At 41.8% G+C, this 25,398-nt stretch carries 28 protein-coding genes and 1 pseudogene; 8 read left to right on the forward strand and 21 right to left on the reverse strand.

What is annotated here, in order from left to right; translation table 11 throughout:
• Positions 1-92 precede the first annotated feature (92 nt).
• Together NSQ36_RS14995 and NSQ36_RS15000 are read right to left on the reverse strand one after the other, a co-directional pair.
• Positions 93-1,421, reverse strand: a complete 1,329-nt coding sequence (locus NSQ36_RS14995; protein WP_003212911.1) for a Na+/H+ antiporter family protein — start codon at positions 1,419-1,421, stop codon at positions 93-95.
• A 141-nt stretch (positions 1,422-1,562) separates the two neighbouring features.
• Positions 1,563-3,053: a leucyl aminopeptidase gene (locus tag NSQ36_RS15000; protein WP_050944058.1), complete on the reverse strand. Its 1,491-nt coding sequence runs from the start codon at positions 3,051-3,053 to the stop codon at positions 1,563-1,565.
• A gap of 325 nt (positions 3,054-3,378) precedes the next feature.
• Here NSQ36_RS15000 and NSQ36_RS15005 point away from each other — a divergent pair, with 325 nt between their 5' ends.
• Positions 3,379-3,855 (forward strand): divergent PAP2 family protein, encoded by a 477-nt coding sequence (locus NSQ36_RS15005; RefSeq protein WP_003212726.1) that lies wholly within the window; start codon positions 3,379-3,381, stop codon positions 3,853-3,855.
• Positions 3,856-3,897: 42 nt separating this feature from the next.
• Here the strand turns inward: NSQ36_RS15005 and NSQ36_RS15010 are convergent, their stop codons facing one another.
• The 4 genes from NSQ36_RS15010 to NSQ36_RS15025 form a co-directional block, all read right to left on the reverse strand.
• The gene (locus NSQ36_RS15010; RefSeq protein WP_003212854.1) at positions 3,898-4,542 is read right to left on the reverse strand and encodes a 3D domain-containing protein; all 645 of its coding nucleotides are present in this window, start codon (positions 4,540-4,542) and stop codon (positions 3,898-3,900) included.
• A 99-nt stretch (positions 4,543-4,641) separates the two neighbouring features.
• Positions 4,642-4,962, reverse strand: a complete 321-nt coding sequence (locus NSQ36_RS15015; RefSeq protein WP_003212933.1) for a YuiB family protein — start codon at positions 4,960-4,962, stop codon at positions 4,642-4,644.
• A gap of 81 nt (positions 4,963-5,043) precedes the next feature.
• Positions 5,044-5,169, reverse strand: a complete 126-nt coding sequence (locus NSQ36_RS15020) for a YuiA family protein (RefSeq protein WP_157957789.1) — start codon at positions 5,167-5,169, stop codon at positions 5,044-5,046.
• 128 nt (positions 5,170-5,297) lie between these two features.
• Positions 5,298-6,515, reverse strand: a complete 1,218-nt coding sequence (locus NSQ36_RS15025) for an NAD(P)/FAD-dependent oxidoreductase (RefSeq protein WP_161792789.1) — start codon at positions 6,513-6,515, stop codon at positions 5,298-5,300.
• Between the two features lie 391 nt (positions 6,516-6,906).
• On the opposite strand from NSQ36_RS15025, the gene yumC reads away from it, so the two are divergent.
• Positions 6,907-7,905 (forward strand): ferredoxin--NADP reductase 2, encoded by a 999-nt coding sequence (gene yumC / locus NSQ36_RS15030; protein ID WP_003212844.1) that lies wholly within the window; start codon positions 6,907-6,909, stop codon positions 7,903-7,905.
• Positions 7,906-7,951: 46 nt separating this feature from the next.
• Here the strand turns inward: yumC and NSQ36_RS15035 are convergent, their stop codons facing one another.
• Positions 7,952-8,158 carry a hypothetical protein gene (locus tag NSQ36_RS15035; protein ID WP_044140840.1) on the reverse strand — a complete coding sequence of 69 codons (207 nt, stop codon included), beginning with the start codon at positions 8,156-8,158 and terminating at the stop codon, positions 7,952-7,954.
• A gap of 195 nt (positions 8,159-8,353) precedes the next feature.
• On the opposite strand from NSQ36_RS15035, the gene NSQ36_RS15040 reads away from it, so the two are divergent.
• From NSQ36_RS15040 to NSQ36_RS15050, 3 genes are all read left to right on the forward strand, one after another.
• Positions 8,354-8,770, forward strand: a complete 417-nt coding sequence (locus NSQ36_RS15040; RefSeq protein ID WP_339206005.1) for a hypothetical protein — start codon at positions 8,354-8,356, stop codon at positions 8,768-8,770.
• Positions 8,771-9,000: 230 nt separating this feature from the next.
• A complete protein-coding gene (locus tag NSQ36_RS15045) occupies positions 9,001-9,774 on the forward strand; it encodes a MerR family transcriptional regulator (protein WP_034620113.1) in 774 nt (257 codons plus the stop codon).
• Positions 9,758-10,654: a DUF2268 domain-containing protein gene (locus NSQ36_RS15050; RefSeq protein ID WP_050944062.1), complete on the forward strand. Its 897-nt coding sequence runs from the start codon at positions 9,758-9,760 to the stop codon at positions 10,652-10,654. The genes NSQ36_RS15045 and NSQ36_RS15050 overlap by 17 nt, the downstream gene beginning before the upstream one ends.
• 149 nt (positions 10,655-10,803) lie before the next feature.
• On the opposite strand, the gene erpA is transcribed toward NSQ36_RS15050, so the two are convergent.
• The 3 genes from erpA to NSQ36_RS15065 all read right to left on the reverse strand — a co-directional run bounded on the left by erpA (position 10,804) and on the right by NSQ36_RS15065 (position 12,601).
• Positions 10,804-11,166, reverse strand: coding sequence for an iron-sulfur cluster insertion protein ErpA (erpA, locus tag NSQ36_RS15055; protein ID WP_012011138.1), 363 nt, complete (start codon positions 11,164-11,166; stop codon positions 10,804-10,806).
• A 73-nt stretch (positions 11,167-11,239) separates the two neighbouring features.
• Positions 11,240-12,094: a diaminopimelate epimerase gene (gene dapF / locus NSQ36_RS15060; RefSeq protein ID WP_050944063.1), complete on the reverse strand. Its 855-nt coding sequence runs from the start codon at positions 12,092-12,094 to the stop codon at positions 11,240-11,242.
• A gap of 270 nt (positions 12,095-12,364) precedes the next feature.
• On the reverse strand, positions 12,365-12,601 hold the full coding sequence (locus NSQ36_RS15065) for a YuzB family protein (protein WP_003213414.1): 237 nt from the start codon (positions 12,599-12,601) through the stop codon (positions 12,365-12,367).
• Between the two features lie 255 nt (positions 12,602-12,856).
• Between NSQ36_RS15065 and NSQ36_RS15070 the strand changes: the two genes are divergently transcribed.
• A complete protein-coding gene (locus NSQ36_RS15070; protein WP_050944064.1) occupies positions 12,857-13,924 on the forward strand; it encodes an NAD(P)/FAD-dependent oxidoreductase in 1,068 nt (355 codons plus the stop codon).
• A 50-nt stretch (positions 13,925-13,974) separates the two neighbouring features.
• Here the strand turns inward: NSQ36_RS15070 and NSQ36_RS15075 are convergent, their stop codons facing one another.
• Together NSQ36_RS15075 and NSQ36_RS15080 are read right to left on the reverse strand one after the other, a co-directional pair.
• Positions 13,975-14,205 (reverse strand): hypothetical protein, encoded by a 231-nt coding sequence (locus tag NSQ36_RS15075; protein ID WP_050944065.1) that lies wholly within the window; start codon positions 14,203-14,205, stop codon positions 13,975-13,977.
• Between the two features lie 99 nt (positions 14,206-14,304).
• On the reverse strand, positions 14,305-14,634 hold the full coding sequence (locus tag NSQ36_RS15080) for a YuzD family protein (protein WP_003212989.1): 330 nt from the start codon (positions 14,632-14,634) through the stop codon (positions 14,305-14,307).
• 121 nt (positions 14,635-14,755) lie between these two features.
• Between NSQ36_RS15080 and NSQ36_RS15085 the strand changes: the two are divergent.
• A pseudogene (locus tag NSQ36_RS15085) lies at positions 14,756-15,055 on the forward strand (NifU family protein).
• A 211-nt stretch (positions 15,056-15,266) separates the two neighbouring features.
• Here the strand turns inward: NSQ36_RS15085 and NSQ36_RS15090 are convergent.
• The 6 genes from NSQ36_RS15090 to yutH form a co-directional block, all read right to left on the reverse strand.
• Positions 15,267-17,237 (reverse strand): S9 family peptidase, encoded by a 1,971-nt coding sequence (locus tag NSQ36_RS15090; protein WP_050944066.1) that lies wholly within the window; start codon positions 17,235-17,237, stop codon positions 15,267-15,269.
• Between the two features lie 302 nt (positions 17,238-17,539).
• Entirely contained in the window at positions 17,540-18,472 is a 933-nt protein-coding gene (gene thrB, locus NSQ36_RS15095) for a homoserine kinase (RefSeq protein WP_034620114.1), read from the reverse strand.
• Positions 18,469-19,530: a threonine synthase gene (gene thrC / locus NSQ36_RS15100; RefSeq protein WP_044140848.1), complete on the reverse strand. Its 1,062-nt coding sequence runs from the start codon at positions 19,528-19,530 to the stop codon at positions 18,469-18,471. The genes thrB and thrC overlap by 4 nt, the downstream gene beginning before the upstream one ends.
• On the reverse strand, positions 19,530-20,831 hold the full coding sequence (locus tag NSQ36_RS15105) for a homoserine dehydrogenase (RefSeq protein ID WP_003213524.1): 1,302 nt from the start codon (positions 20,829-20,831) through the stop codon (positions 19,530-19,532). The genes thrC and NSQ36_RS15105 overlap by 1 nt, the downstream gene beginning before the upstream one ends.
• Positions 20,832-21,039: 208 nt before the next feature.
• Positions 21,040-22,023, reverse strand: coding sequence for a D-glycerate dehydrogenase (locus NSQ36_RS15110; RefSeq protein WP_050944067.1), 984 nt, complete (start codon positions 22,021-22,023; stop codon positions 21,040-21,042).
• Between the two features lie 85 nt (positions 22,024-22,108).
• Positions 22,109-23,119, reverse strand: coding sequence for a spore coat putative kinase YutH (yutH, locus tag NSQ36_RS15115; protein WP_050944683.1), 1,011 nt, complete (start codon positions 23,117-23,119; stop codon positions 22,109-22,111).
• Positions 23,120-23,251: 132 nt separating this feature from the next.
• Between yutH and NSQ36_RS15120 the strand changes: the two genes are divergently transcribed.
• Positions 23,252-23,752, forward strand: a complete 501-nt coding sequence (locus NSQ36_RS15120) for a phosphatidylglycerophosphatase A (RefSeq protein ID WP_106066291.1) — start codon at positions 23,252-23,254, stop codon at positions 23,750-23,752.
• A gap of 40 nt (positions 23,753-23,792) precedes the next feature.
• Here the strand turns inward: NSQ36_RS15120 and NSQ36_RS15125 are convergent, their stop codons facing one another.
• From NSQ36_RS15125 to NSQ36_RS15135, 3 genes are read right to left on the reverse strand one after another with little or no spacing between them, the layout of a single operon-like run.
• Positions 23,793-24,566, reverse strand: a complete 774-nt coding sequence (locus NSQ36_RS15125; RefSeq protein WP_137054515.1) for a TIGR01457 family HAD-type hydrolase — start codon at positions 24,564-24,566, stop codon at positions 23,793-23,795.
• An 18-nt stretch (positions 24,567-24,584) separates the two neighbouring features.
• Positions 24,585-25,019, reverse strand: coding sequence for a DUF86 domain-containing protein (locus NSQ36_RS15130; RefSeq protein WP_212045767.1), 435 nt, complete (start codon positions 25,017-25,019; stop codon positions 24,585-24,587).
• Positions 25,020-25,038: 19 nt separating this feature from the next.
• Positions 25,039-25,314 (reverse strand): YutD family protein, encoded by a 276-nt coding sequence (locus NSQ36_RS15135; protein ID WP_003213192.1) that lies wholly within the window; start codon positions 25,312-25,314, stop codon positions 25,039-25,041.
• Between the last annotated feature and the right edge of the window lie 84 nt (positions 25,315-25,398).

Here is a 25,398-nt window from a genome sequence, read left to right on the forward strand (position 1 = left end):
ATTCATACTTTAGTCCTAATTATTTTTTCGCTTGTGAACAACAAAAAAGCTTATAGAAAAAACATCATCGTTTTCTCTACAAGCTTTTCATCTTACAGGATAATCGCTGCAAGCCAGCCGAATAGAACAAGCGGGATATTATAATAGATAAAAGTCGGGACACATGTACCCCAAATGTGGTGATGCTGTCCATCCATGTTCAATCCAGATGTCGGTCCAAGCGTACTGTCACTTGCAGGTGAACCTGCATCACCAACAGCCGCAGCTGAACCAATAATGGCAATGGTCGCCATTGGACTAAATCCAAGGTGTAAACAAAGTGGAACAAAGATGGTCGTAATAATTGGAATCGTGGCAAATGATGATCCGATCCCCATTGTCACAAGCAGACCCACAAGCAGCATTAAAATGGCCGCGAGACTTTGGCTGTTGCCGATAAATTGTGAAGATGCTTTAACAAGCGTTTCAATGTCTCCTGTTTTGGTTAAAACGTTGGCAAATCCAGCCGCAACAAGCATGACAAAACCGATAAATGCCATCATGTTCATTCCTGATGTAATCAGTTGATCTGCTTCATCGCGTTTCATCATTCCGGTCACAAACAAGACAAGCAGTCCTGCGAGTGCACCGAAGATCATCCCTTCCACGCCAAGGCTTTGAGACAGATAAAGCTGGACAATCAATGACACGAGAATGGCAAGACCGGCAAAGAATAGACTTTTTGTCGTATACGCTGATTTCTCTACATCTGTAATATCGCGATCCTCATATACTTTTGGCTTACGATACATGAATAGAGAGACGATCAATCCTAGTACCATCCCACCAACAGGGATCAGCATGGCATATGGAATATCTGCTAAATTCACAGCTAGACCTGCATCCTTCATATTGTCACGGAGCATTCCGTGGAAAATCTGTCCAAAACCGACTGGAAGTAAAATATATGGTGCAGTGAGTCCGAAGGTCATGACACACGCTAGCAGTCTACGGTCAATTTGAAGCTCGTTAAACACTTTTAATAATGGCGGAATTAAGACCGGAATAAAGGCAATGTGAACAGGAACGACGTTTTGTGAAAAACAAGATACGATCAAAATCACAAGAATGATCAGTACTTTTGATAATGTTTTTCTTCTTGAGTCGCCTTCTTTTCCTAAAAGCTTCACTGCTCCTTCAACCATGGCATCTGGAAGACCCGTTTTTGTCAGCGCCGCAGCAAATGCCCCTAAAAGCGCATAACTAATCGCCACTGTCGCATTTCCTCCGAGCCCGTCAGTAAAGGCTTCCACTGTTCCTCCCAGGCCTAATCCACCTGCAAGTCCGCCAGCTAAAGCACCAAGTGCGAGGGCAATGACCACATTGACCCGCAGCAAGCTTAATATCAACATTAAAACAACCGCTAAAACAACTGCATTCATGGTGAAACCCCCGAAATCCTTTAGTTTACTAATGTAGTAGATAATTAAAGTACCAACGTATGTTACCATAGAAAAAATACTACGTCAAATGGCGTTTGACCTACATAAAAAAGGCCCTGCCATTTGGCAGAGCCTCATCCTTTATTTCTTTCCTTCAAATCGTTCCACAAATGTGGCCAATGACCGTACCATCACACCTGTCGCCCCCGTTGGTCCAAAGCATGAAGGCTTTTCTGTTGTGGCTGTTCCTGCAATATCCAAGTGAACCCAAGGCGTATCCTCAGCAAATTCACCGATGAAAGCTCCTGCCATGATCGCATGTCCATCACGTCCTGGTGAGTTATTGAGATCAGCCATTTTGCTGTTTCGTACGCGCTTTTTATCTTTTTCAGTGATTGGTAGCTGCCAAATCATTTCACCGCATTCTTCTGATGCCTCTTTAAACTGGGCATACAGTTCATCGTTATTTGTCATGACGCCTGTTGTCTCATTTCCAAGTGCCACAATGACTCCGCCTGTTAATGTCGCCACGTCTACAAGAACAGAGGCACCGTGCTGCTTCGCATATGTCACACCATCTGCTAAAACAAGACGGCCTTCTGCATCCGTATTCAGCACTTCGATTGTTTTACCGCTAAGCGACACAATGACGTCATCCGGTTTCATCGCGTCAGCCGAGATCATATTGTCTGTCGAAGCAATAACAGCAATGACATTTTGCTCTGGGCGCAGTTCACCGATGATTTCCATAGCGCCTAAAACAGAGGCTGAGCCGCCCATATCAGTTTTCATCCCAACCATACTGGCTCTTGGCTTTAACGAATAGCCACCAGTATCATATGTGATGCCTTTACCGACAAGCCCAATCACGTCCGTCCATTCTTCCTTGCCTTGATATTTCAGAACGATGAGCTTTGGTGGTTCTGTTGAGCCTCTATTGACAGCTAGAATCCCGCCCATCCCGAGCTCTTCCATTTGTTCTTTATCTAAAATTTCAATCTCAAATTCGTATTTATACGCAAGCTCTGCCGCGTACGAAGCCAGATCAGAGGATGTGAGCATATTCGGCGGCATATTCACAAGGGTACGAGCCGAATTGACGGACTGTCCGTAGACCTCGCCCACTTTCAGACTTGCCTGAATTTCAGTCGTATCATGATCCGTCATTGCATAAACAAATTCGATGAAGCGATCCGGCTCATTTGTTTTATGTTTAAAATCTTGTAATTCATATGTAGCTAAAAGGCAGCTTTCAGAAAGGGCATGGGCTGCATCTTGGGCAGGCAGATCCTTTCCAATAAACGTATCCAGTAAGACCGAAACCGCTTGCTTTTTATCTTGATGAAGCTTTTTAAATAAATGGGCAAACCCTTCTTTTGCCTCTTCAAACGTGTAATCTGATTCCTTCCCAAGTCCGACAAAATAAATGCGTTTGATGCCTGTTTCAGGGGATGGGAAAAACTTCGAAAGCTGATTTCGTTTAGATGAAATATCGCCTTCTTTTAATAATTCAGTGATTCGTCCTTCAAGTAATTCATCCATTTCTTTTGCTTTTCCTGATAATTGGCTCTTTTGAAAAAGTCCGATCGCCAGTGTATCTTTATGTTGCCATTCATTTGTCGAGAAAAACATATTTATCACACGCTCCTTCAATGAACTCCATTTTTCACATTGGAACTTCTATTATATCAAAATTTGCGGGTCTATACGATCATTGCCAGTCTGTCTTTACTTGATGAACATTTATATTTTCACACGCGGAAGGGCATCATGAAAAAGCGATGAAAACTTGTACAGCCCGTCCGCGTCTCCTCGTTCCACATCTACTTTCTTTAATGTTATAATTGAACATGGACTTGGCAGCATTTGAATCTGCTATCATTTTTTCATCATACTAGGGTACACAGTCCACCATTTTGCACGATATTTTTTCTTACAGAGAGGATGTTTCTTGTTCATGAGCGTACTGACGAATTTTCCGCTGCTTGCCAGCCTTGCAGCCATCTTTTTTGCTCAATTTGTAAAAGTACCGATTCAATTTATCATTTCTAGACGACTAGATTGGTCGCTCATTACAAGCACAGGCGGAATGCCAAGTTCACACTCCGCAGCCGTAACAGCACTCTCAACAGCAGTGGCTTTAGAGCACGGGCTAAATACATCAATCTTTGCGATTTCCGCCATCTTTGCGATTATTACCATGTTCGATGCGACAGGTGTGCGCAGACAGGCAGGAGAACAGGCAACTGTACTGAACAAGCTGGTAACAGATTTTAACCGATTTGTTTCTGAAGCAAAGAATTTCCCGAGTGCGGAAGAAAAAGAAAAGCAAAAGAAATTGAAAGAGCTTCTTGGTCATAAGCCGATTGAAGTCTTCTTTGGCGGCTTAACAGGGATCTTGCTGACACTTATCTTAGATTATTACTTCATGTAGAAGCGAAAAAAGCTTTGGACCTCAAACTTGTCCAAAGCTTTTTTATTCTTTATTGGCTTGAAACTGCTGACGGAATACTTGCATTGATTTTGCTTCATTAAGCTGGTTTAAGTCTTTTTCCGTTAACGTTCCTTCGCCCTTTTTGATGATATACACATCGAGCACTTTTTTACCCCATTCTCTATACACATCATCTACTGTTTCATAGTATAAATCAAGCTTATGACCTTTAATGGCTTTTCCCGTATCTGCGACCACTCCGTAGCCATAGTTTGGGATAAAGAGCACCGTTCCAATCGGAAAGACTGATGGGTCCGCAGCCACAGTTGAATATAAATCACGTTTCACTTTGACGCCTGAATATGTAATGCCATATGCATGGTGTTCCTTCGTTTTACCTGTTGATTCCACACCTGCTGTATAGCCTGTGGCGACAACCTTTTGCTTCGGGTAATCGTTCCAATTGAACGCTTCTTCGAGAGAAATAGCCCGCAAGTCATCACTTTTGAGTGCCATCGTTTCTCTTTTTTGCTGTTGGAAAAAAGAAGATACTTGCTTGCCAGGATCAGTCTCTTTCACCCAGGCAGCTACATCACTTGGTTCAACTCCAGATATGCCCGTAAAGCTTGTCAAAAGAGCAAGCATAAAAAGGGCTGTCATGAACAATCGTTTCATCCATGTTTTCATCTTTATTTGTCACTCCTCTACCCATCTATTTGTTTCCAAACAAAATGGAAACTATGCAAAGGAGAAACAAAAAAACCCACTTGCCTATCTACAAGTGAGTTAAAACATTTGATACCCTCTTTTTCGAAGTGCATTAATGACAAAACCTGATGCAATTGCACCAATCAGACCGCTTAACAAAATAATGATATCAGCCGCTGCGAGAGAGACAATGCGGTCCCCTATTCCTGAAAAAGCGATGCCCGGTTCTCTGACATAAGCAATCATCTTTTGATTGTTGATAATGAAAAGGCATACAATTGGATATAAAATAGCCATAATCCATGACATTCTCAGCAGCATATTGAGCAAAAAGCCAATGCCGAAGAATAACACGAAAAATAAAATAACGGAAATAATAACGACTGGTAAACTGATCACTTCATCTCCACCCCCAAATATCCCATCATTAGTTTAACTTGGAAATAGAGATGAAGTCAATCAATGGAAAAAGCAGATGGATTAAAGCTTCTTTCCTGTCCCTTTACATTCCTCACATGTTTCAGATCCGCCGAGCAATAGCTGAAAATATCCTTTCCCCGAACAATATTGACAGGTGGACTTCTTTTCTTTTGTATGTGCATTCATATTGCTCACTCCCTTAATCTAAATTTTCTGATAATTTATCATACCATACTTTACTGCCGATAACCAAGTAAGAAAATATGTCAAAAAAAACGTGTATCACGAGGATACACGTTTTTGTCTATATCGGTTTAGAAGAACTTGAATTTTCCTTTTTTCAGAACAAGTCCTGGTCCGCCAACCATGAATAAAGAACGGTTGTCGATGATTTTCTTCATTGCTGAAGCTTTTGTTCCTTGAAGTTTTTTACCAAACGCAACACCTACAGCGTCGTGTTCACCAAGAGAAGCAACTGTTCCTTTGATGTCTGGCTTAAAGCTTTCAAGAGAACCACCTTTCACTAGTGCTGCAAGGTTTTTCGCTACTGTTTCACCTTGCTGCATAGCGATTTGTGCAGTTGGTGGGTATGGACGGTTGATTTCTTCATTGATGATCAATGAACAGTCACCGATGATGAATACATCATCATTTTCTGGTACACGAAGATCTGGAGATACTTTTACGCGGCCGCGCATGTTTTCAAATCCAGCTTCTTCAACGATTGGGTTACCGCGTACACCAGCAGCCCAAACAACAGTTTCAGCTTTGATTTCTTCAGTATCATCGTCTTTTCCAACAATGATGCCTTCAGGCGTACATTCTTTGATCGCTGTACCAATTTTGAACTCAACGCCTTTACCTTGAAGGTAGTTCATTGCATAGTCGATCAATGCAGGATCGAATCCTGGAAGAGCTGTTGGTGCAGCTTCTACACAGATGATGCGCACATCTTTTTGATCAATATCATACTCTTTGCAAAGCTCAGGCACACGGTTTCCAAGCTCACCAAGGAACTCAATACCTGTGAAGCCCGCACCGCCGACAACGATTGTCAAGCGCTCTGGACGTTTTTCAGCTTCCGTATTATACGTCGCAAATTGAAGCTCAATATGCTCACGAAGCTGACGAGCAGAGTTGATGTTAGAGATTGAGAATGCATATTCTTTCAGTCCTGCAATTCCAAATGTTTCAGGAACAGCACCAAGCGCAACAACAAGGTAGTCGTAAGAAAGTTCGCCATCTGATGTCACGACTTTCTTCTCTTCCTTATTAATGCTTTCAACTGTTGCTTGTACAAAGTTGACACGGGAACTGTTAATCACATCTTTGATTTGATAACGACAGCGGTCATGATGAAGTGTACCTGCACTTGCTTCATGTAACCATGTTGTTTCGTAATGATAATTATGCTTGTTCACAAGAGTAATGTCCGCATCATTTGTGCCAAGCTGTTTTGTTAATCTTGTTACAGTCATTAATCCGCCATAACCTGCACCTAATACAACGATTTTCGGTTTATTCACTGGAATCACATCCACCTTTTTTAAATTTGCTGTAAAACGGATAAAGAATTACATATCGTTATTCTCAACCGCTTTGCGGCATTTTATGAAATTTAAACAAAAAAATAAGTATGTGAAAATCTGAACTTTCACCTACATAAAACGAAAGCATTTGACCGTATCCGACAAAAATTCATAAAAAATTAATATTTAGTTCCCTTAACAATAATAGCGAGTTCTGATCCAATTTTCAAGGCTTTAAACTGAAAATCCTTATGATAAACGGTCTTTCTCACTTTTTCCTCTTTTTCAAAGCTTCGGCATCAAAAAACGACAAGTTTTTCAAAACAAGTCAAACGACGATGTGTGGTATGATATGATATAGTGATAACAATTTTCATTTGGGAGGATTAAAGGAATGCAAGAAGATTCTAAGGTATATGACATTACCGTTATCGGGGGCGGCCCAGTAGGATTGTTTACTGCGTTTTACGGTGGCATGAGACAGGCAAGTGTGAAAATCATTGAAAGCCTTCCTCAGCTCGGCGGTCAATTATCCGCTCTTTACCCTGAAAAATACATTTATGATGTGGCTGGTTTTCCAAAAATCCGCGCACAAGAATTAATTGATAACTTAAAGGAACAAATGGATAAATTTGATCAAACCATTTGCTTAGAGCAAGCAGTTGAAACGGTTGAAAAACAGGCAGATGGTATCTTTAAACTTGTGACAAATCAAGAGGTTCATTATTCTAAAACGATCATCATCACAGCTGGTAACGGTGCATTCCAACCGAGAAAGCTTGAACTAGATGCAGCAGAATCATTTGAAGGAAGCAACCTGCATTACTTCATTAATGATTTGAATCAATTTGCTGGCAGACGTGTCGCTGTTCTTGGCGGCGGAGACTCTGCGGTGGACTGGGCACTGATGCTTGAACCTATCGCAAAAGAGGTTTCCATTATTCACCGCCGCGATAAATTCCGCGCGCATGAGCACAGTGTAGAAAACCTGCACAATTCGAAAGTCAATGTCGTGACGCCATTTGTCCCAACCGAGCTCATTGGTGAAGACCGCATTGAACAGATTGTGCTAGAAGAAGTCAAAGGCGACAAAAAACAAGTGCTTGATGTGGACGACGTGATCGTCAACTTCGGTTTTGTTTCCTCTCTTGGACCAATTAAGCAATGGGGTCTTGAAATCGAAAAGAACTCGATCGTCGTGAAATCCACAATGGAAACAAACATTGAAGGCTTCTATGCGGCAGGAGACATTTGTACGTATGAAGGAAAAGTCAAATTGATTGCCAGCGGATTTGGTGAAGCACCAACGGCTGTCAACAATGCGAAAGCCTACATGGACCCGAAAGCCCGTGTACAGCCTCTTCATTCCACAAGCTTATTTGAAAACAAATAAGCGAAATCAAAAAAAGGAGTTCCCACTAGCGGAACTCCTTTTTCGTTTATTTAAAAATCCCAATATAGGCATTCGCCATTCCAAGTACCATTGCAGCAAGCAGCACCACAACAATCCCTGCCACAACCAAAATCACCCGATCTTTCACACGTTCCTTTTTCGGAAGCGGCTTCTCAATCCCGCAAGCTGGACACGTTTTAGAACGATACGGAATCAGTTCATGACAGTTCCTGCAATTGATTTGTTCACTCAAACCTCAGCAACCTCTTTTCTACCTACAGTTTATGTTTGGTTCTCATGATACTCTTTTCGGGTGGAAATAGCCAGTTGTGAGAGCAAGCTGTAACAAAATTGAGCGATTTATAAATTGTTGAAGAGAGAATGAAGGTTTTATGTGATCAACCGATATAGGAAAAGAAGAAGATCATAATGAAGGATAGGTGGAAAGATGTTAAAGCGTTTCATGATCAGTTTGACCTTGTTACTGATGATTGGTGGCTCAGTTGAGCTGTTTGCAAAAGACTATAACAAACATTATGCGCAGTTCGCAGCAGGACTGAATATTGATGTTGATCAACTAGAACCTTTTTTAAAGCGTGTGTCCACTTCCATTTTAGATTCTGGTTTGAGTGATCAAGAAATCAAACAGATACTCTCTAAAGTCCAAAAAATGAATAAAAACAATGAAACGAAAAAAGTGGGTACTTTTGAAGTAATGTATCATGAAAAACCAGCAAATATTAAAATTGTGATTGAAGTCCATGTGGAAGATGGCAATAAAGAAGTGGTGATCTATATGTTTAGCACCCAAGAGCTGGTGGATGTCTTGGATAAAGAGCTGTTGAAAATAGAAGAAGCAATATGAGAAAGAGACACTGGATGAGTGTCTCTTTCTCATATTGCTTCTCCACCTTTAACATCACATGCTGTTCCACTTAGTCATTTCCAATCATGTCATTATTTTAATAGGCTTAGATTAAGTGAAATCCCCAAAATTAATCAGGTTATTTTAATAACAAATTTTCCATTCATCAATCCTTTTTCTATTGACCCTCACGTAACGTCATATTTTATAGTGGATATCAAGAGAGGTGAATTGAAATGAAAGTAAAAGAAGTAGCTGAATTGTTTGGTATTAGTATTCGGACACTTCATCATTACGATCAGATTGGCTTATTGATTCCGAAAGAAGTCACAGATAATCGTTATCGACTCTATTCAGAAGAAAACCTTGAAACATTACAGCAGATATTATTTTTCAGAGAACTTGGATTTCCATTGAAGGAAATAAAAAAGATGATGCATAATCCTTCATTTGAGAAGAAAGAAGCATTTATTTTACAAAGAAAAATGTTAATAGAGAAACGAGATAAATTTGATAAAATGATCGAAAATATTGATAAGACGCTACAGCATTTGATGGGAGAATCTCTGTACACCCATAAAGAAAGGTTCGAGAATATGAATATGAAATTTAGTCAATATGGAGAAGAAGCTCGTCACCGTTGGGGAAATGAAACTGTTGATCAAGTCAGCTCAAAACTAAATCATTTGTCTAAAGATGAACAAATTGAATTATCTGATAGCTGGGATAGCATATTTAATAAACTAGCCTCTCTTCGCAATCATTCCCTTAAATCCAAAGAGGTGCAAATCGTAATCAAACAATGGTACGACTTTTTAAACGAAAACTTTAGTTATTACTCTCTTGATGCTTTTTACGGTTTAGGCCAACTCTATATTCAAGATGAACGTTTCACAAAGAATATAGATCAATATGGTGAGGGCTTGGCATCATTTATGAGCGAAGCGATGAAAGTCTTTACTACTCTTCATAAAAGAGGGAACAGCTATGAAAATTATGATTGAGAATACAATCGATCAATACGAAAAATTATTCTCAACGAAACACAATAAAGAACGTTTTTTCCAACACACCATGATGAAACCTTTTGAAAAGATGTGGAATATGATTAACGTTCCGCTAAAAGCTAAACAGCAAAATGGATATGATGTAATAATGGCAACCAAGATGCTTGGCTATCTTGATGTAACAGATACACAAACTGGACAACAGGCATTGAAGAGACTACGAGAAATTCAGGCTCTTCAAACAGCAGATATCACCTTAAACCATTGTATGGATTTCATAGAAAAGCACAACCTTCAAATAAATGCTGATGAGTTGAGATTTGGTCTATATATAGCTGATCCGAAAAAGCTTGAACTGCAAAAAGGATATTGTGGCTTTGGGGGAATTCCTGGATTTATTCAAGTATCACTATATCCAAATTCATATAATATCCCTAGAATTCCTGCTCTCATTGCACATGAATTCCATCATAATATCCGTTTTTCACATTTTGAATGGGATTACGGAAATGTCACGGTTGGAGATTATTTAATTATAGAGGGTTTAGCTGAATCATTTGTAAAAGAGCTTTATGGTGAACATGTGTTAGGACCTTGGGTCACTTCTTTTGATAAAGAGGAATTAGACTATTCAAAAGAAGTGATAAAAGAGGCTTTACATACAAAAGGGTTTGCTGAGGTCAGCAGTTATATGTTTGGTGATATCATTGCAAAAGAACAAGGCTTTCAGCCTGTCGGATTATCACCCTTTGCAGGCTATGCAGTAGGCTATCAAGCTGTACAATCTTTTATGAGAAAAAATAATATAGGAATAGAAGAAGCCACCTTACTTGGTACAGATGAAATATTAAGAAATTGCGAACTTTTTTATACTTAAATACCATACAAAAAAGACGGTGCTGAGTGATTTAAGTTATCTCCCCTTCACATCTTTAATACAATACAAAAAAACCTCCTCGAATCATAACCAATTTGAGGAGGTTTTAAATATTCAATATGGATTTACAAAATTAATTGTTACTAACCTTAACACTCTTCCGGCGTACCGGTATTTGTCGCTGTTCTGAAAGAAGAACCGCATCCGCATGAAGCAATCGCGTTCGGATTATCAATAGTGAAACCGCCGCCCATTAGTGATTGTTTGAAATCAATGATGGTGCCGTTCATGATATCAAGGCTTTCGGAGTCGACAAGGACCTGGATGCCTTGCTGTTCGAACTGCGTGTCTTTCTCTGAAACTTCATGGTCAAAGCCCATTCCGTATGAAAGACCGCTACAGCCGCCGCCTTTTACGCCAACTCGTAGGAACGCATTTTCTTCTTCATGTTCTTTCATCATATCTTTAATCTGCAGTGCAGCAGCTTCTGTAATGGTTACTGGTGTACTCATGATCATCCCTCCTTTTGACTGGATGTTTCTTTTCAATTATAAACGTGATGGTGCCTTTTCTCAAATAAATGGTTTACAGATAAAATGTGCCGTCACAAATCGTTTCAGCAGGCCCTGTCATGAGCACATGGTCGTTGTCTTTCCAGCGAATGATGAGATCTCCGCCAGCTAAGTGAACCGTCATGTCCGTTTCTTTTTTCGCCTGTCCATTCACAATCGTGGATACGGCAGCCGCGCAAGCTCCCGTTCCGCAGGCTTGAGTAATGCCAGATCCTCTTTCCCACACACGAAAATGCAGTTCTGTTTCACTAACCACTTCTACAAATTCTACATTGACGCCTTCTGGGAACATGTCGTGTTTTTCGATGATTGGCCCAAGTGTATCAAGCGGTGCTTTTTCAATGTCCACTAAATAAAACACGATGTGCGGGTTTCCCATTGAAACGGCCGTTCCATTTAAGGTTGTCGTGCCAAAATCAAGCGGTTCATTAATCGTAGTGCTTGTTGGTTCACCTAGCATCGGCATCGCTTCTTTTTCAAAACGAGGTTTCCCCATATCTACTGTTACTAAATGAACGTGATCATCCTGTACATGAACGGTCGCTTCAACGAGTCCTGACAATGTCTCGATCTGGAACGTTGTGTCAGTTACGATTTGATGCTCATACACATATTTTGCGACGCAGCGCAGACCGTTGCCGCAGTTTTTTCCCTCTGATCCATCATTGTTGAAAATACGCATTTTCACAGGTGCAACATCTGATGGGCAAATAAGGATCATTCCGTCTGAACCGATTCCTGTATAAACAGAAGAAACCTGGATCGCTATCTCTGATAGCTGCTCTTCTGGAAGCTGTTCCTTCATCTGATTGACGTAAATATAATTATTTCCTAATCCGTGCATTTTCGTGAATTGAAATGATGTCATGAGCTTCCTCCAAAAATGTTGTTTCTTTATAGTATAAAAGGAGTCGATTCAGGAGACAATCTTATCATCCCCCGTTTTTCATACATAAAAGCTCTTTGCTGCCATGGCAAGGGGCTTTTATTATGCATATGCCTCATTTTCTCTCGTGTGATGCTTCATTTTAATGATATTTTATTAGCATAACATATTGGATGCGCTTTCTATTCATTCTCCTTAAAAATGGAAAATTAAAATATGAAAAAAATGCACCTCATGACCCATGTGGTGCATTTAAAACATCTCATTTTCCTCTATAAAAGCATAAATACGCTCAACTAGCTGCTCTGCATTTTCTCCGGAAACAAATTCTCCATTCACGAGTGCAAATGGGGAGTCCATACATTTGCCGCAGTAGCTTAAACAGCCGTATTCCATAACGTCTAGGTTTGGGTCTTTATCAAGCTTCTCTTTTGCTTCTTGAGACCCTTGTGCAAGATTACTTACACAAAATTCGATCAGTGGGAACACTTTGCTTCACCTCACATTGCTTTACCATCCTACCGAAATTCCTTCTATTAGTCAAAACATGAGCTTCACCTGTATCGTTACGCCTATTCCTCGTAAAATGTTTTACTATTTAGGACTAACTAATGAATATGTAGGTTATTTTGAAACAATTATTGTGGTTTCACAGTAAATTCGATATAATTTTATTTGGTATTTTAACTTAAAGTTTTTTAGTATAAGTGTTTTTCAATGTCTACGGGGAAAAGGAGAATCGTCATGAAAAATTTAGTCTTGATCGGCGGAGGTTACGGGAATATGCGGGTTCTCCACCGCTTATTGCCAAATCAATTACCTGATGATGTTACTATCACATTAATTGATCGAAATCCTTACCACTGTTTAAAAACAGAATATTATGCACTCGCTGCTGGAACGATCTCTGATCATCACATTCGAGTATCTTTTCCAGAGCATCCGAAGCTGGATATTCAATATGGGGAAGTAGAAAAAATTGATATTGAAAACAAACAGATCTTATTCAGCGACCGTGAACCCATTCCTTATGACGACACGGTGATTGGACTCGGCTGTGAGGACAAGTATCATAATGTCCCTGGTGCGAAAGAACATACATACAGCATTCAAACCATTGATCAGTCAAGACATACGTATAACAAATTAAACAATTTGGGTGCAGGTGCAACGGTTGGTATCGTCGGTGCTGGACTTAGCGGGGTAGAGCTAGCCAGTGAATTAAGAGAAAGCCGTGCTGATTTAAACATTATTCTTTTTGACCGCGGAGAGCTGATTCTATCAAGCTTCCCAAAAAGATTAAGTTTATATGTGCAAAAGTGGTTTGAAGAAAATGACGTAAAGATCATTAACTGTGCCAATATTACGAAGGTTGAAGAAGGTGTTGTTTACAACCATGATGACGCCATTGAAGCAGAGGTCATCGTATGGACAGCAGGCATTCAGCCAAGCAAAGTGGTACGGGAGATGGATGTTGAAAAGGACGTACAAGGCCGCGTCGTATTAACACCTCATCACAATCTCCCTGAAAATGAGCACGTCTATGTCGTGGGTGATTGCGCAAGTCTTCCGCATGCCCCAAGTGCACAGCTTGCCGAGGCGCAGGCAGAACAAATTGTCCAATCTCTGCAAAAACGCTGGAAAAACGAGCCGCTTCCTGAGGCTTATCCTCAGTTTAAGCTAAAAGGTGTCTTAGGCTCTTTAGGGAAAAAAGCCGGCTTTGGCTTAGTAGCAGATCGTCCACTTATTGGCCGTGTACCAAGACTTCTAAAATCCGGACTCCTTTGGATGTATAAGCATCACAATGGCTAACATCATGTGAATTTTATCTCAAAGCTCCTTCTCGTCGAGGGAGCTTTTTTCTATGAAACGGCATGTGCCGATGAACGGGTCCATTTGATCGGAGCAAGGGCAAGGATGCAGTCTTTACGAAACGTTCTCATCGACTTTTTCGATAAACAATACGCTTGGATGAGCTGGTCTGTTTGACGGTGGACAATGATTTTACGCTTCGTGCACTCTCCGTTTTTCTTCATATAAATCATCTCAATTGGTATTTGCTGTTGAAGAGATTGTTTCAGTAAATAATTCATGATGCTCACGCTCCTTTCCTTTCATTATAATCGAACAAACGTTCTTTTTCAACCTAAAAGGAACGTTTGTTCTGTTTATTTTCTCAAAAAAAGAACAGTTTATTCACTGCTCTCCGTGTAACCGTATTTCTCCATTTCTTGATAAATGTCTTTTAATTTTGGATTGCCCTCTCCGACAATTTGATCCTCCACTAAGACAAGCGGATAAAAGAATTCATCATCAAGAATTCGTTCGGACAATTCCTTTTGGTGTTCGTTTTCTGGTGGGTGCTCAATATCAATATATGTGATGCGAAACGGCTGATTTGGATATTTTCGTTTTAACGCTGCATCTAACCACTCAAATGTGTCTTTTGATGAAGGCAGATTCACGCAGCTAGCGCAAAGTACATCTCTTCCATATACATAAAGATCGACGGTTTGATTCATTTGACAAGCCCCCTATTCTTTCTTTATTTTAGCTGAATTTTCTGTATGAAAAAAGTCAAAATCACTTTTTGTTTCAAGATGAGATTGTGCTATAATGAGAAGGAAACTTTGAAACCAATCAATAGATTTTTATCGTCCAGATGAATATAATGGTGATATGTTGTGAAAGGAGCGATTGTATCTAATGACTGAAGTCGAAATGAAAGACCAAGTACAGGAAGTACTAGACAAACTTCGTCCATTTCTATTACGTGATGGTGGAGACTGTGAGCTTGTAGACATTGAAGATGGCATTGTCAAATTGCGTCTTCTTGGTGCATGCGGCAGCTGCCCAAGTTCAACCATTACATTGAAAGCCGGTATTGAGCGCGCATTATTAGAAGAAGTGCCTGGCGTTGTAGAAGTTGAACAGGTTTTCTAATTCATATATGACATGAAAACGACCCAAATTCGGGTCGTTTTTTTCAGTATTAGCCTTTTTCAGCGTGATATGAAAACCCTTGAATTCTAGGAAGGACGAGTACTGGCGCGGAGCGAATTGATATTCGTGAGCACCAGCACGCAGGACTGACACGGAATGCGAGGGTTTGTCATCACGCTGAAACGACCCGATTTGGGTCGTTTTTTTATTATTAGCTTAGCTTCTCTCTAAACCAATCCTTTATAAAGGTCAGTCTTTGAATACGCTGCCCCGGATGGCCGCTTCTGGATAAATCATGAGATGCTTTCGGGAATTTGACGAGCCTTGTGTCTTTCCCAAGCTCCTTCAGTGCTACAAAAAGCTGTTCTGCTTGATCGACTGGGCAGCGATAGTCTTCGTCGCTGTGTAGGATGAGAAGCGGCGTATTTACCTGCTTCACATACTTTAGCGGCGAACGATCCCATAGCTTATCGGCTGAATCATAAATATCCCCATCCATCTGCCACCTTGTGAAATAATAACCGATATCACTGATGCCATAAAAGCTAATCCAGTTTGAAATGGACCGCTGTGTGACGGCTGCGCGAAAACGGTCGGTCTGTCCGACAATCCAGTTGGTCATAAAACCGCCATAGCTGCCGCCTGTCACTCCAAGTCTTGTTTCATCAAGGAAATCATAGGCTTTCAGCACATGATCAACAGCCTGCATGACATCCTCATAATCAACGTCACCATAACTCCCTCTCACACGGTCGGTAAACATTTGTCCGTATCCATGACTGCCATGAGGATTGATATATACGATGGCATAGCCTTCCGCGGCAAGCATTTGAAATTCATGAAAATACGTATAACCATACATGGCATGCGGCCCGCCATGAATTTCTAAAATAAGCGGATAAGTCTTCCCCTCTTCCAATTGGGATGGCTTCATAAACCAGCCATGCACCTCGTCGCCTTCTTTTGACTGAAATGAAAATGGCTCTGGTACCGATAGGACATGCTCCTTGAGGAATTCATCATGCTCGAACGTGATTCGCTTTAGATCCGCCTCCCCTAATGTCAGCTCATACAGCTCACTTGGAGAAACGGAAGACAGCCGGCTAAGCAGTAATTTGGATTCATCTGGATGAAGGCTGAAGTTTGTGATATGCTCTGCCTCTAATCGAACAGGATAGGCTAAGCCTTCAACAGAGAAATAATAAATCCCTGTACTGCCTTGATCAGAAACAAGCGCATAAAACCCTTGGCTATCCTTTGTCCACTGCGGAAGCTGATTGGCTTCGCCCATAACGCTATCCCCTGCCATACAGTTGCCCACATACATATCGAGCATTTCTGACAGCTGAACGACGTTTCCCTCCTTCAGATCATACAGCCATAATGCTGGGAAAGTAGCATTTTGAAATTCTCGCTCATGTCCGATATACACGAGGCTTTCTCCATTAGGAGCAAAAGACACGGTGGAATAAGCGCCTGATGATTGTGTGATTTTCTTTGTCGTACCTTCCTCTAATGATCGGAGGCACACGTCACTTATGTAAGGTTTCTGAGGATTTGATTGAATATAGGCAAGCCATTTCCCGCACGGAGAGAGCGTGTGATTCACATGATGATGCTGCCTGCTTGTGACAGCCTCTACCTCTTCTGAGTGAGTATCCACTTGAATGATCTGCGTAAAACGCCCATCTAAAAAACCTCTGCCATCTGCTTTATAGGTTAAATCATCATATACCGCAGGAGCGAAATCATCTCCCTCTTCCTTTTTTTCATCATGTATAGACTCTGTTTGTTTCAGTGACACAGCCGCATAAATGAAAGCTCCATTTGGTGAAAAGACAGGATGAGATACTCCGTATGGAATCGACGTTAAGGTACGCACACCGCCTCCCTCGCTCTGAATCAGTGCAAGCTGGGGAGCTTCCTTTGGCTTTTGCAAAATAAACGCAAGCTGCCTGCTGTCTTTTGACCACACTGGCTGATGATGCTTTCCATCCTCAAATGTCCATTGTGACAGCTCCTCTGTCTCTTCATCTCGAACCCATAAATGGATGTTGTAATCGTCCTTTTTGTCATTCACCGTGACCTTTGTAAAAACCGCCTTTTTTCCATCTGGTGAATAAACCGGATGAGAAACAGAAACAATCTTCGTTAAATCTTCTGCTGTCATCAATTTCTTCATGAATGTATCTCCTCCTTTTATACATAAAAAATAGTTCGATCCTCTAAATAATAATCCCTGCTTCATTTTATAAAAACAAGAATAAAAAAAGAACGTGCATTTTTACAGCACGTTCTCAGGTTATTGAAAAAGGGCTAAAATGATCTTTATTTTAGCTCTTTTTCTTCTTTTCAGCGTGATAGAGAACCTTTGCAGTCTAGGAAGGACGAGTACTGGAGCGGAGCGAATTAATATTCGTGAGCACCAGCACGCAGGACTGACACCGAATGCGAGGGTTTGCCTACACGCTGGAACGTGCATTTTTACAGCACGTTCTTTACTTGATTGACTGGATCATGCTCCACGACAACACCTTCTACTGGTACTGTCAGCAAATCTACTTCGCAATGCGGGAAGTTTTGGGCAAGCTGCTTTTTCAGCGCTTCTCCCTTCCCTTTTTCAACTAAGGTTAAGATTGTCGGACCAGCACCGCTTAATGCCGTTCCATACGCTCCTTTTAGCGAAGCGACATGCTCTACCTTCGACAGCTCTGGGACGAGCATTGTGCGGTAAGGCTGATGAAATAAATCCTTATTCATCATTTCTCCAACAAGCGGCCAGTTTTGCGTCATTAAGGCGGCAACAAGCACGTTGCTCACAGCACTCGCACTGACAGCATGTTTATAGGAGAAATCCTCTGGCAGGACATCACGGGCATCCTTTGTCAGTACTTCATAAAAAGGAATCACGACAACAACATCTATATCCACATGCTTCACTTTGACAGCATGTGTCTTGTCTTCTTCATGAAGACCAATCAGTAAACCTCCGAATAAAGAAGCACCCGCATTATCTGGATGACCTTCTACCTCACTTGCAAAAAAGAGCTTTTGATCATCCGGCATATTTAATTCGAGAAGCTGATTGGCTAGCTCAATGGCTGCCACAATTGCAGCAGCACTGCTGCCCAGCCCCCGTGCCAATGGAATATCACTCCACACTTTGACATAAACAGGCGGGAGTGTTTTTCCAAAGTGATCTGCGACCTTTTTGGCTGTTTGATAAATGAGGTTGTCGGTGCCTGATGGAATTCCAGACACGACATCTGATTCTGCTTCAAACAGCCAGCTATCATGGTCATAGACCGATAGCTTTAAATAGCGGCTGAGCGCCATTCCAACTGAATCAAAGCCTGGTCCTAAATTGGCAGTGCTTCCCGGTACTGTGATTGAAAAAAGCATGGAGGCTTTACTCATACGCGCGCGGCCTTTTCTAAGTGTTCAAGAATTTGATCTTCATCTGCATCAAGTGTGACCGGCTTAATTTGTGAAATATCAATGGCCGTATTCGGATCTTTCAATCCGTTGCCTGTTAATACCGCAACAACTTTACTGCCTGGCTTGATTTCTCCGGATTTCACCTGCTTTAGCACACCTGCGATAGACGCACATGAGCCTGGCTCTGCAAACACACCTTCTTCACGAGCAATCAATTGATATGCATGGAGAATTTCTTCGTCTGTCACTTCATCAATCTTTCCGTTTGATTCATCTGCCGCTGCCACAGCTTGTTTCCAGCTTGCAGGATTTCCGATACGGATGGCAGTTGCCACTGTTTCTGGCTGTTCAATCACTTCATTTCGCACGATCGCTGCTGCGCCTTCTGCTTCAAAGCCGCGCATAACAGGCAGTCCAGTTCCTTTTTTCTCATGGTATTCCTTGAAGCCTTTCCAGTAGGCGGTAATATTCCCCGCATTTCCAACAGGAATCGCCAGTACGTCCGGGGCCGAGCCTAGCTGCTCACAGATTTCAAATGCCGCCGTTTTTTGTCCTTCAATTCGGTACGGATTGACAGAGTTAACAAGGGCAATCGGCGATTTTTCACAGATGCTGCGGACGATTTTCAGTGCATCATCAAAGTTACCGTCAATTGCAATGATCTCTGCTCCGTACATCACAGCCTGTGCAAGCTTGCCAAAGGCAATTTTTCCGTCTGGAATGATGACGATACATTTCATATCAGCACGGGCAGCATAAGCCGCTGCCGCTGCAGAAGTATTCCCTGTCGAAGCACACATGACCGTATCATTGCCTTCTTCTTTTGCCTTTGCAACAGCCATGACCATCCCGCGGTCCTTGAAAGAGCCTGTTGGATTGACGCCTTCTGTTTTCACATGAAGCTCAATCCCTAGCTTTTCCGAAAGCTTGGCAAGGTGGATCAGCGGTGTATTCCCTTCATTTAATGTTAGTTTTGGTGTTGATTCGTTTACTGGTAAGAATTCTTGGAATTCTTCAATAAGTCCATTCCACTTCATCAGCTTAAACCGTTCCCTTCTACTCGGTACGTGCTCTTCACTTGAACCACCACGTCGAGATCGTTTAATTTTTGCAGGATATTTGAGAAATCTTCTTCTGAGGTCCGGTGTGTAATAATCACAATTTCAGCCAGCTCATCATGCCCTTTCACAGGAAGCTGAAGGATCTTTTCAAAGCTGATGCCTCTTTCAGAAAAAATAGATGTAATGCGGGAAAATGCCCCGACTTGATCTCTAACATGAATTCTTAAAAATTGCTGAGCAAATACTTCCGACGGTGATTTGATCTTTTTCTCAAACTCCGGTGCGATAAATCCGCTTCCGTTCACGCCAAGGCGCATGTTTTTCATGACTGCGACTAAGTCTGATACCACAGCGGTTGCCGTTGGCAGACTTCCAGCTCCAGGTCCGTAAAACATCGTTTCCCCTACAGCACTCCCATAGACATACACCGCATTGAATTCATTGTTGACTGATGATAACGGATGGTGATCAGGGAGTAAGGTTGGCTGGACACTGACTTCCACTTTCTCTCCGTCCCGCTGGGCAATTCCGATCAGCTTCATTGTGTAGCCAAATCGTTTACTGAAATTAATGTCTTCATCAGAAACGTCAGAAATGCCTCTCACCTTCACATCGTCTAATTCCACATTCATGGAAAAACCGAGTCTTGCAAGAATCGCCATTTTCCTTGCTGCATCCAGTCCTTCTACATCAGCTGTCGGGTCTGCTTCTGCAAAGCCAAGATCCTGCGCTTCTTTTAAGACATCCTCATATGCGCTTTTATCGACGTTCATTTTCGTTAATATAAAATTGGTTGTGCCGTTCACAATTCCCATCATTTTCGTAATTCGGTCAGATGCCAATCCTTCCTCCAGCGTACGCAGAATCGGAATTCCTCCGGCGACACTTGCTTCATAATAAAGATCACAGCCATTTTCTTTCGCCACATGTAAAAGCTCTGTTCCGTAAAGTGCCATTAAATCTTTATTGGCGGTAATGACATGCTTCTTTTCATTTAACGCATCTATTAAATATTGTTTTGTCTCTTCAATGCCGCCCATCACTTCAATAATGACGTCGACCTCTGGATCTCTAATCACATCGTATACTTCAGTTGTGAAGACTTCTCTTGCCACATCCACATCTCTCTTTTTATCGGGATTGCTCACAAGCACTTTTTGTATTAATACCGGACAGCCGATCTGGTGCATTAATTTATCCTGATGATCTTGGATAATCTTGACGACACCGCTTCCCACTGTTCCTAATCCTAATAGTCCAACTCGAATTGCCTTCACCTGAAATTCCACCTTTCTCCGTCAATGTCCTCTCTAAAAAGACATTTGTTAACCTAACACAGACATTCAATGTACACACATTATAAAGGGGTATCCTCATTTTGACAAGGTAATAAAATATGAGATTGTTAGAATGAAACCGCTTAACAGCTATTTATATCAAGATTCTATATTTTCAAAATATTTTTGTCAGAAAAGCTCCCGAAACTCAGGGAGCCTGAAATGATGAACGAACTGGCGTTTTGGCTTGCTGACCTTGTAGGACAAGCGCAATATTCTCAGCACATAAACGCATCATCGTTTTTCTCGTTTCGACACTTGCACTTCCAATATGAGGGAGAACCGTGACGTTACGTAATGTTGTTAACGGATGAGATGGGCTGACAGGCTCCTGTCTAAATACATCCAGACCAGCGCCGGCAATTTTTCCTGTCGTGACTGCCTCATATAAAGCATCCTCATCCACAGTCTGTCCTCTTGATACGTTAATAAAATAAGCAGAGTTCTTCATCAGATCAAATGCCTTTTCATTAAACATGTCTTTCGTTTCTGGGGTTAACGGCGTCAGGCAGACGATGAAATCAGACTGCGTGAGCAAGTCCTCAAAAGCCGCATAGGTCACGCCGAGCTGCGCTTCTGCCTCTGGCTTTCTTGACCGGTTATGGTACAGCACCTTCATGTCAAAGCCTGCTGCCCGCTTGGCAAGCGCTGTTCCGATACTGCCCATGCCGACAATTCCAAGGGTTTTGTGATGAACATCAGCTCCTGCAAGAAGAAGCGGTCCCCAGCCTGTCCAATTTCCTTCCTTAATCCAATCACTCGCCTCGACAATCCGTCTAGCTGACGCCATCAGAAGGGCAAAGGCTAAATCAGCCGTGGATTCCGTTAATACATCAGGCGTATGACAAATGGTAATGTTGCGCTTATTAGCGGCTTCAAGATCAATATTGTCATAACCCACAGCAAGGTTTGCGATCACCTTAACATGTGGAGCCTTTGATAAAAGGGCTTCATCTACTTGATCTGACAGCATGGTGAGAAGCGCATCCGCTTTCGCTGCTTGTTTTTCTAATTCTTCTCGTGGACATGGCTCATCTTCGCTTGGCCACATCTCGATATGAGCGACTTCTTTTAGTGGTGTAAGTGATGCTTCATCCAGCTTTCTTGTGATATAGACATAAGGTTTCGGCAAGAAGAACACTCCTTTGATTGATTTCTTTAAGCATAACGAAAAACGCCTCAAGAGAAAAGAGACGTTTCATCTGTTCACTGAAACTTCAAATCAGTGGACCTGTGATCCAGCCAACAGGTGGAATGAGGCTCCCGCCGCTTCGCATGGCACTCATTTCTTGATAGACCTTTAGAAAGTATTCATAGCGATTGGCATCATTTAAGACGTAATCTAGCCGTTCTTCATAATATGATTTTTCATTTTCTCCCGACATGTAGTAGCCTTCCACAATTTCAAAGTAATGAAGCGGGAACAACAGGCGGCTGTATAACAAACGCTTAGAAAAGGAAGAAAGTGGTGTCACCTGCTCATATTGCTGTAGAAATGAGAAGCCCTCCTCAATTAAATCTTCCTTATGCTGGACAAAGGTTTCTCTTAAGTATTCGGCAATATCCCGGGTTGGATGATCAAAGACCCAATCTACAGGTAAACGAAGCGGCTGCTCATGCGGCCATGTCCTTCGCGAAAAACGCTGGTGGCAGACAGTGCCTGAATCACATTCTTTCGGTTCATCATCCAGCTCAGTATCCACTAAATATTGAATGGCGTTTTCCGTTAATCCAAGATAATACGGAAAGGATTCGATGAATTTTTTTTCAAACCGTTCCAGTGGTTTTTGGTGCATTTGCTGCATCCAAAAGCCTTCAAGCTGATCTAGCCGTTTTGCCCATAATTCCTTCCACGCTCCCACACGTTTTGTTTCAGACACCTCATATGGAAAACCTCTTCCCCTGACATGAAAGGCCGCCAGCTCTGACGCCTGTTGAAACGAGCGGCTCGAGATCGGCGGTGCTGCCTTTAATAAAGCATACAGCTCCTTTCCATGAGTAAAGATGGACTTCTCTTCATTTGTTAATTCAAACACAGCGACGTATGGGTCTCCGGCATTCAGTAAATACTGACTGATATGAAACAGCTCTGTGAGTTCTTCTTCTCGCAAATGAGACACAGGAACAATGATAAAGAGAGCCTCCGACGTTTGAAAGCTCTGATAACTGCCATATGGCATAAGTTGACGCACATCAATACCAAATGTGTGATAAATGGTTTCTTTCATGTTTTCACCTGCGTTCATATGATCGATCTCTTATCATATCGTAGTCGCAGGTTGAGGGATTTATGAATACTATTTACTATCCGAAGCTTTTTACACGTTGTGGACAAATTACGAGGATTGGGTGAGGAATATATGCCACATCATCATGAGATGAACGAAGTAGAAAAAACAGCAAGACGCCGTTTACAAGAACGAGGCGTATCCATTCAAGATATAGCAGACCTTGTCTACTTTTTACAGGAAAAATATCATCCTGGCTTAGACATGACAGAATGCATCCACAATGTGGAGCGTGTCATCGCAAAACGAGAAGTCCAAAATGCGATATTAACTGGCGTCGAACTAGACGTACTCGCCGAGCAAAAAAAACTGACCGAGCCGCTTCAATCCATTCTAGAAACAGACGAAAGCCTGTATGGTGTTGATGAAATTTTATCGTTTGCTATCGTCAATATTTATGGTTCGATCGGCTTTACGAATTACGGATATATCGATAAAGAAAAACCAGGAATTCTCGGGACACTCAACGATAAATCCACAGGGGAGTGCCACACCTTTTTAGATGACATTGTCGGCGCCATTGCTGCTGCAGCATCAAGCAGGCTGGCACATAGTGCAAGAAATGTGGAATAAGCAAAAAAGAGGACGCGCGCGTAACGCTTGTCCTCTTTTTTTATGATAATCGTTCAATCCACTCAGATAATGAATCAATGACATAGGTTGGCTGTTTGTCATATTTCTGAAGCAGCTCTTTTGTTGTCACGCCTGTATGAACGAGCAATGTGTCCATTCCTGCATTCATCCCTGCCATAATATCCGTATCATAGTTATCGCCTACCATGAGCGTCTCAGACACATCCGTCCCGAGCACCCGCATGGCTTGTTCCATGATGATCGATTCTGGCTTCCCGATAAATGTTGGCTGGACTGTAGTAGTCACGGTCAATACAGATGTTAACGAACCGTTGCCTGGCAAAAGCCCTCTTTCGGTTGGAATAGCAATGTCTCCATTTGTTGAGACAAATTGTGCGCCTTGACGGATGGCAATCGCACCGACTGCGAATTTTTCATATGTAATGCTGCGATCAATTCCAACAACAACGAAATCAGCGTCTTCCTGACCAAACGTCAGCCCTTTTTCTTCAATGGCCTGCTTGATTCCTTCTTCACCGATGACGTAAACAGACGCGTCTTTCTTTTGTTCGGCAATATAATTGGCTGTTGCCATACTTGTTGTAAAGACTTGTTCTTCAGTTGCTGGGATATCGAATGAAACGAGTTTTTCTGCTACCTGCTTTGGCGTGCGTGACGAGTTATTCGTGACAAACAAGTAGGGAATGTTTAGCTCATTTAACTTTTGAACAAATTGACCTGCTTCTTCGATCTTTTCTGTTCCTTTATACATGGTTCCGTCTAAATCAATTAAATAGCCTTTGTATTTCATGATGTTCACAACTCCAATGGATTATTTAAACGCTGATACTGGGCCTAGCTCCTGCTCTAAGTAGGTACGGATGCGGTTTGGGAAAACCTGTAGCGCATGCTCAACCTCGCTGATCACCTGCAGCAAGTCGTGATGAGCCACTTCTTGGTATTGCTGTACAAGTGTTTTGCGGCACGAGACAAGCTTTTTCAGCTGACTGCCTTCCTCTTCTGGTACAACCTTTTCATCAACAAGAATATCCATGATGTCATCATAGCTTCCTGGATCACGCATAATAAAGCCATCAATCATGTCATTTCCCGTATCAAGAATACATTCGACGAGCAAATGGACAATTCGTTCCAGCGCTTTTTTCTCTAGTGGACTTGTCCATGTTTGATGACTGCGCATCAACTCATATTGCTCCTCGAAAAAACGTAATGTCTCTTCAATTTTTTTTCTGTCTACGAAATACATCATGACGCTCCCCTTTGCGTTATTTTCTGATTCGTTTTAAGACAAAATAGGCACAGCCAAAATTACAGTATTCATAAATGTATTCATCGAGTGTGCTGATTTTTGTATCAAATGTGGCCTTTTGGTTTTGGTCATCAAAGAACCCCTTCAATCTCAGCTGATTGTAGCCCCAGTCCCCCACAATATAATCGTACTTATTTAAAATATCTGAGTACCTTGCTTTAAACGCTTCTTCATCAAAACCGTCTTTAATATCTCTTACAAGATCAAAAGTAGCATTCTGAATGACGATCATCTTCTCACCTCTTTTTAAACGATCCATCTTTAATGATAATTCATTGGAAGAACTCCATCAATTGCTAAAGCATGTTTTTTCCGA

The organism is Bacillus sp. FSL W8-1143, assembly GCF_037965155.1.
In the GTDB taxonomy this organism is placed as follows: Bacteria; Bacillota; Bacilli; order Bacillales; family Bacillaceae; genus Bacillus; species Bacillus pumilus.

Coding starts and splice junctions, on each gene's coding strand:
- yutH (WP_050944683.1), bottom strand. CDS start 23,119: ATGAAAGAAACCATTTATCACACATTTGGTATTGATGTGCGTCAACTT.
- NSQ36_RS15135 (WP_003213192.1), bottom strand. CDS start 25,314: ATGATCGTCATTCAGAATGCTACTTTTGATCTTGTAAGAGATATTAAA.
- yumC (WP_003212844.1), top strand. CDS start 6,907: ATGCAAGAAGATTCTAAGGTATATGACATTACCGTTATCGGGGGCGGC.
- NSQ36_RS15070 (WP_050944064.1), top strand. CDS start 12,857: ATGAAAAATTTAGTCTTGATCGGCGGAGGTTACGGGAATATGCGGGTT.
- NSQ36_RS15010 (WP_003212854.1), bottom strand. CDS start 4,542: ATGAAAACATGGATGAAACGATTGTTCATGACAGCCCTTTTTATGCTT.
- NSQ36_RS15040 (WP_339206005.1), top strand. CDS start 8,354: ATGTTAAAGCGTTTCATGATCAGTTTGACCTTGTTACTGATGATTGGT.
- thrC (WP_044140848.1), bottom strand. CDS start 19,530: ATGAAGTGGAATGGACTTATTGAAGAATTCCAAGAATTCTTACCAGTA.
- NSQ36_RS15000 (WP_050944058.1), bottom strand. CDS start 3,053: ATGTTTTTCTCGACAAATGAATGGCAACATAAAGATACACTGGCGATC.
- NSQ36_RS15130 (WP_212045767.1), bottom strand. CDS start 25,019: ATGTATTTCGTAGACAGAAAAAAAATTGAAGAGACATTACGTTTTTTC.
- erpA (WP_012011138.1), bottom strand. CDS start 11,166: ATGAGTACACCAGTAACCATTACAGAAGCTGCTGCACTGCAGATTAAA.
- NSQ36_RS15075 (WP_050944065.1), bottom strand. CDS start 14,205: ATGAATTATTTACTGAAACAATCTCTTCAACAGCAAATACCAATTGAG.
- NSQ36_RS15005 (WP_003212726.1), top strand. CDS start 3,379: ATGAGCGTACTGACGAATTTTCCGCTGCTTGCCAGCCTTGCAGCCATC.
- NSQ36_RS14995 (WP_003212911.1), bottom strand. CDS start 1,421: ATGAATGCAGTTGTTTTAGCGGTTGTTTTAATGTTGATATTAAGCTTG.
- NSQ36_RS15020 (WP_157957789.1), bottom strand. CDS start 5,169: ATGAATGCACATACAAAAGAAAAGAAGTCCACCTGTCAATATTGTTCG.
- NSQ36_RS15120 (WP_106066291.1), top strand. CDS start 23,252: ATGCCACATCATCATGAGATGAACGAAGTAGAAAAAACAGCAAGACGC.
- NSQ36_RS15050 (WP_050944062.1), top strand. CDS start 9,758: ATGAAAATTATGATTGAGAATACAATCGATCAATACGAAAAATTATTC.
- NSQ36_RS15090 (WP_050944066.1), bottom strand. CDS start 17,237: ATGAAGAAATTGATGACAGCAGAAGATTTAACGAAGATTGTTTCTGTT.
- dapF (WP_050944063.1), bottom strand. CDS start 12,094: ATGACATCATTTCAATTCACGAAAATGCACGGATTAGGAAATAATTAT.
- thrB (WP_034620114.1), bottom strand. CDS start 18,472: ATGAGTAAAGCCTCCATGCTTTTTTCAATCACAGTACCGGGAAGCACT.
- NSQ36_RS15080 (WP_003212989.1), bottom strand. CDS start 14,634: ATGAATCAAACCGTCGATCTTTATGTATATGGAAGAGATGTACTTTGC.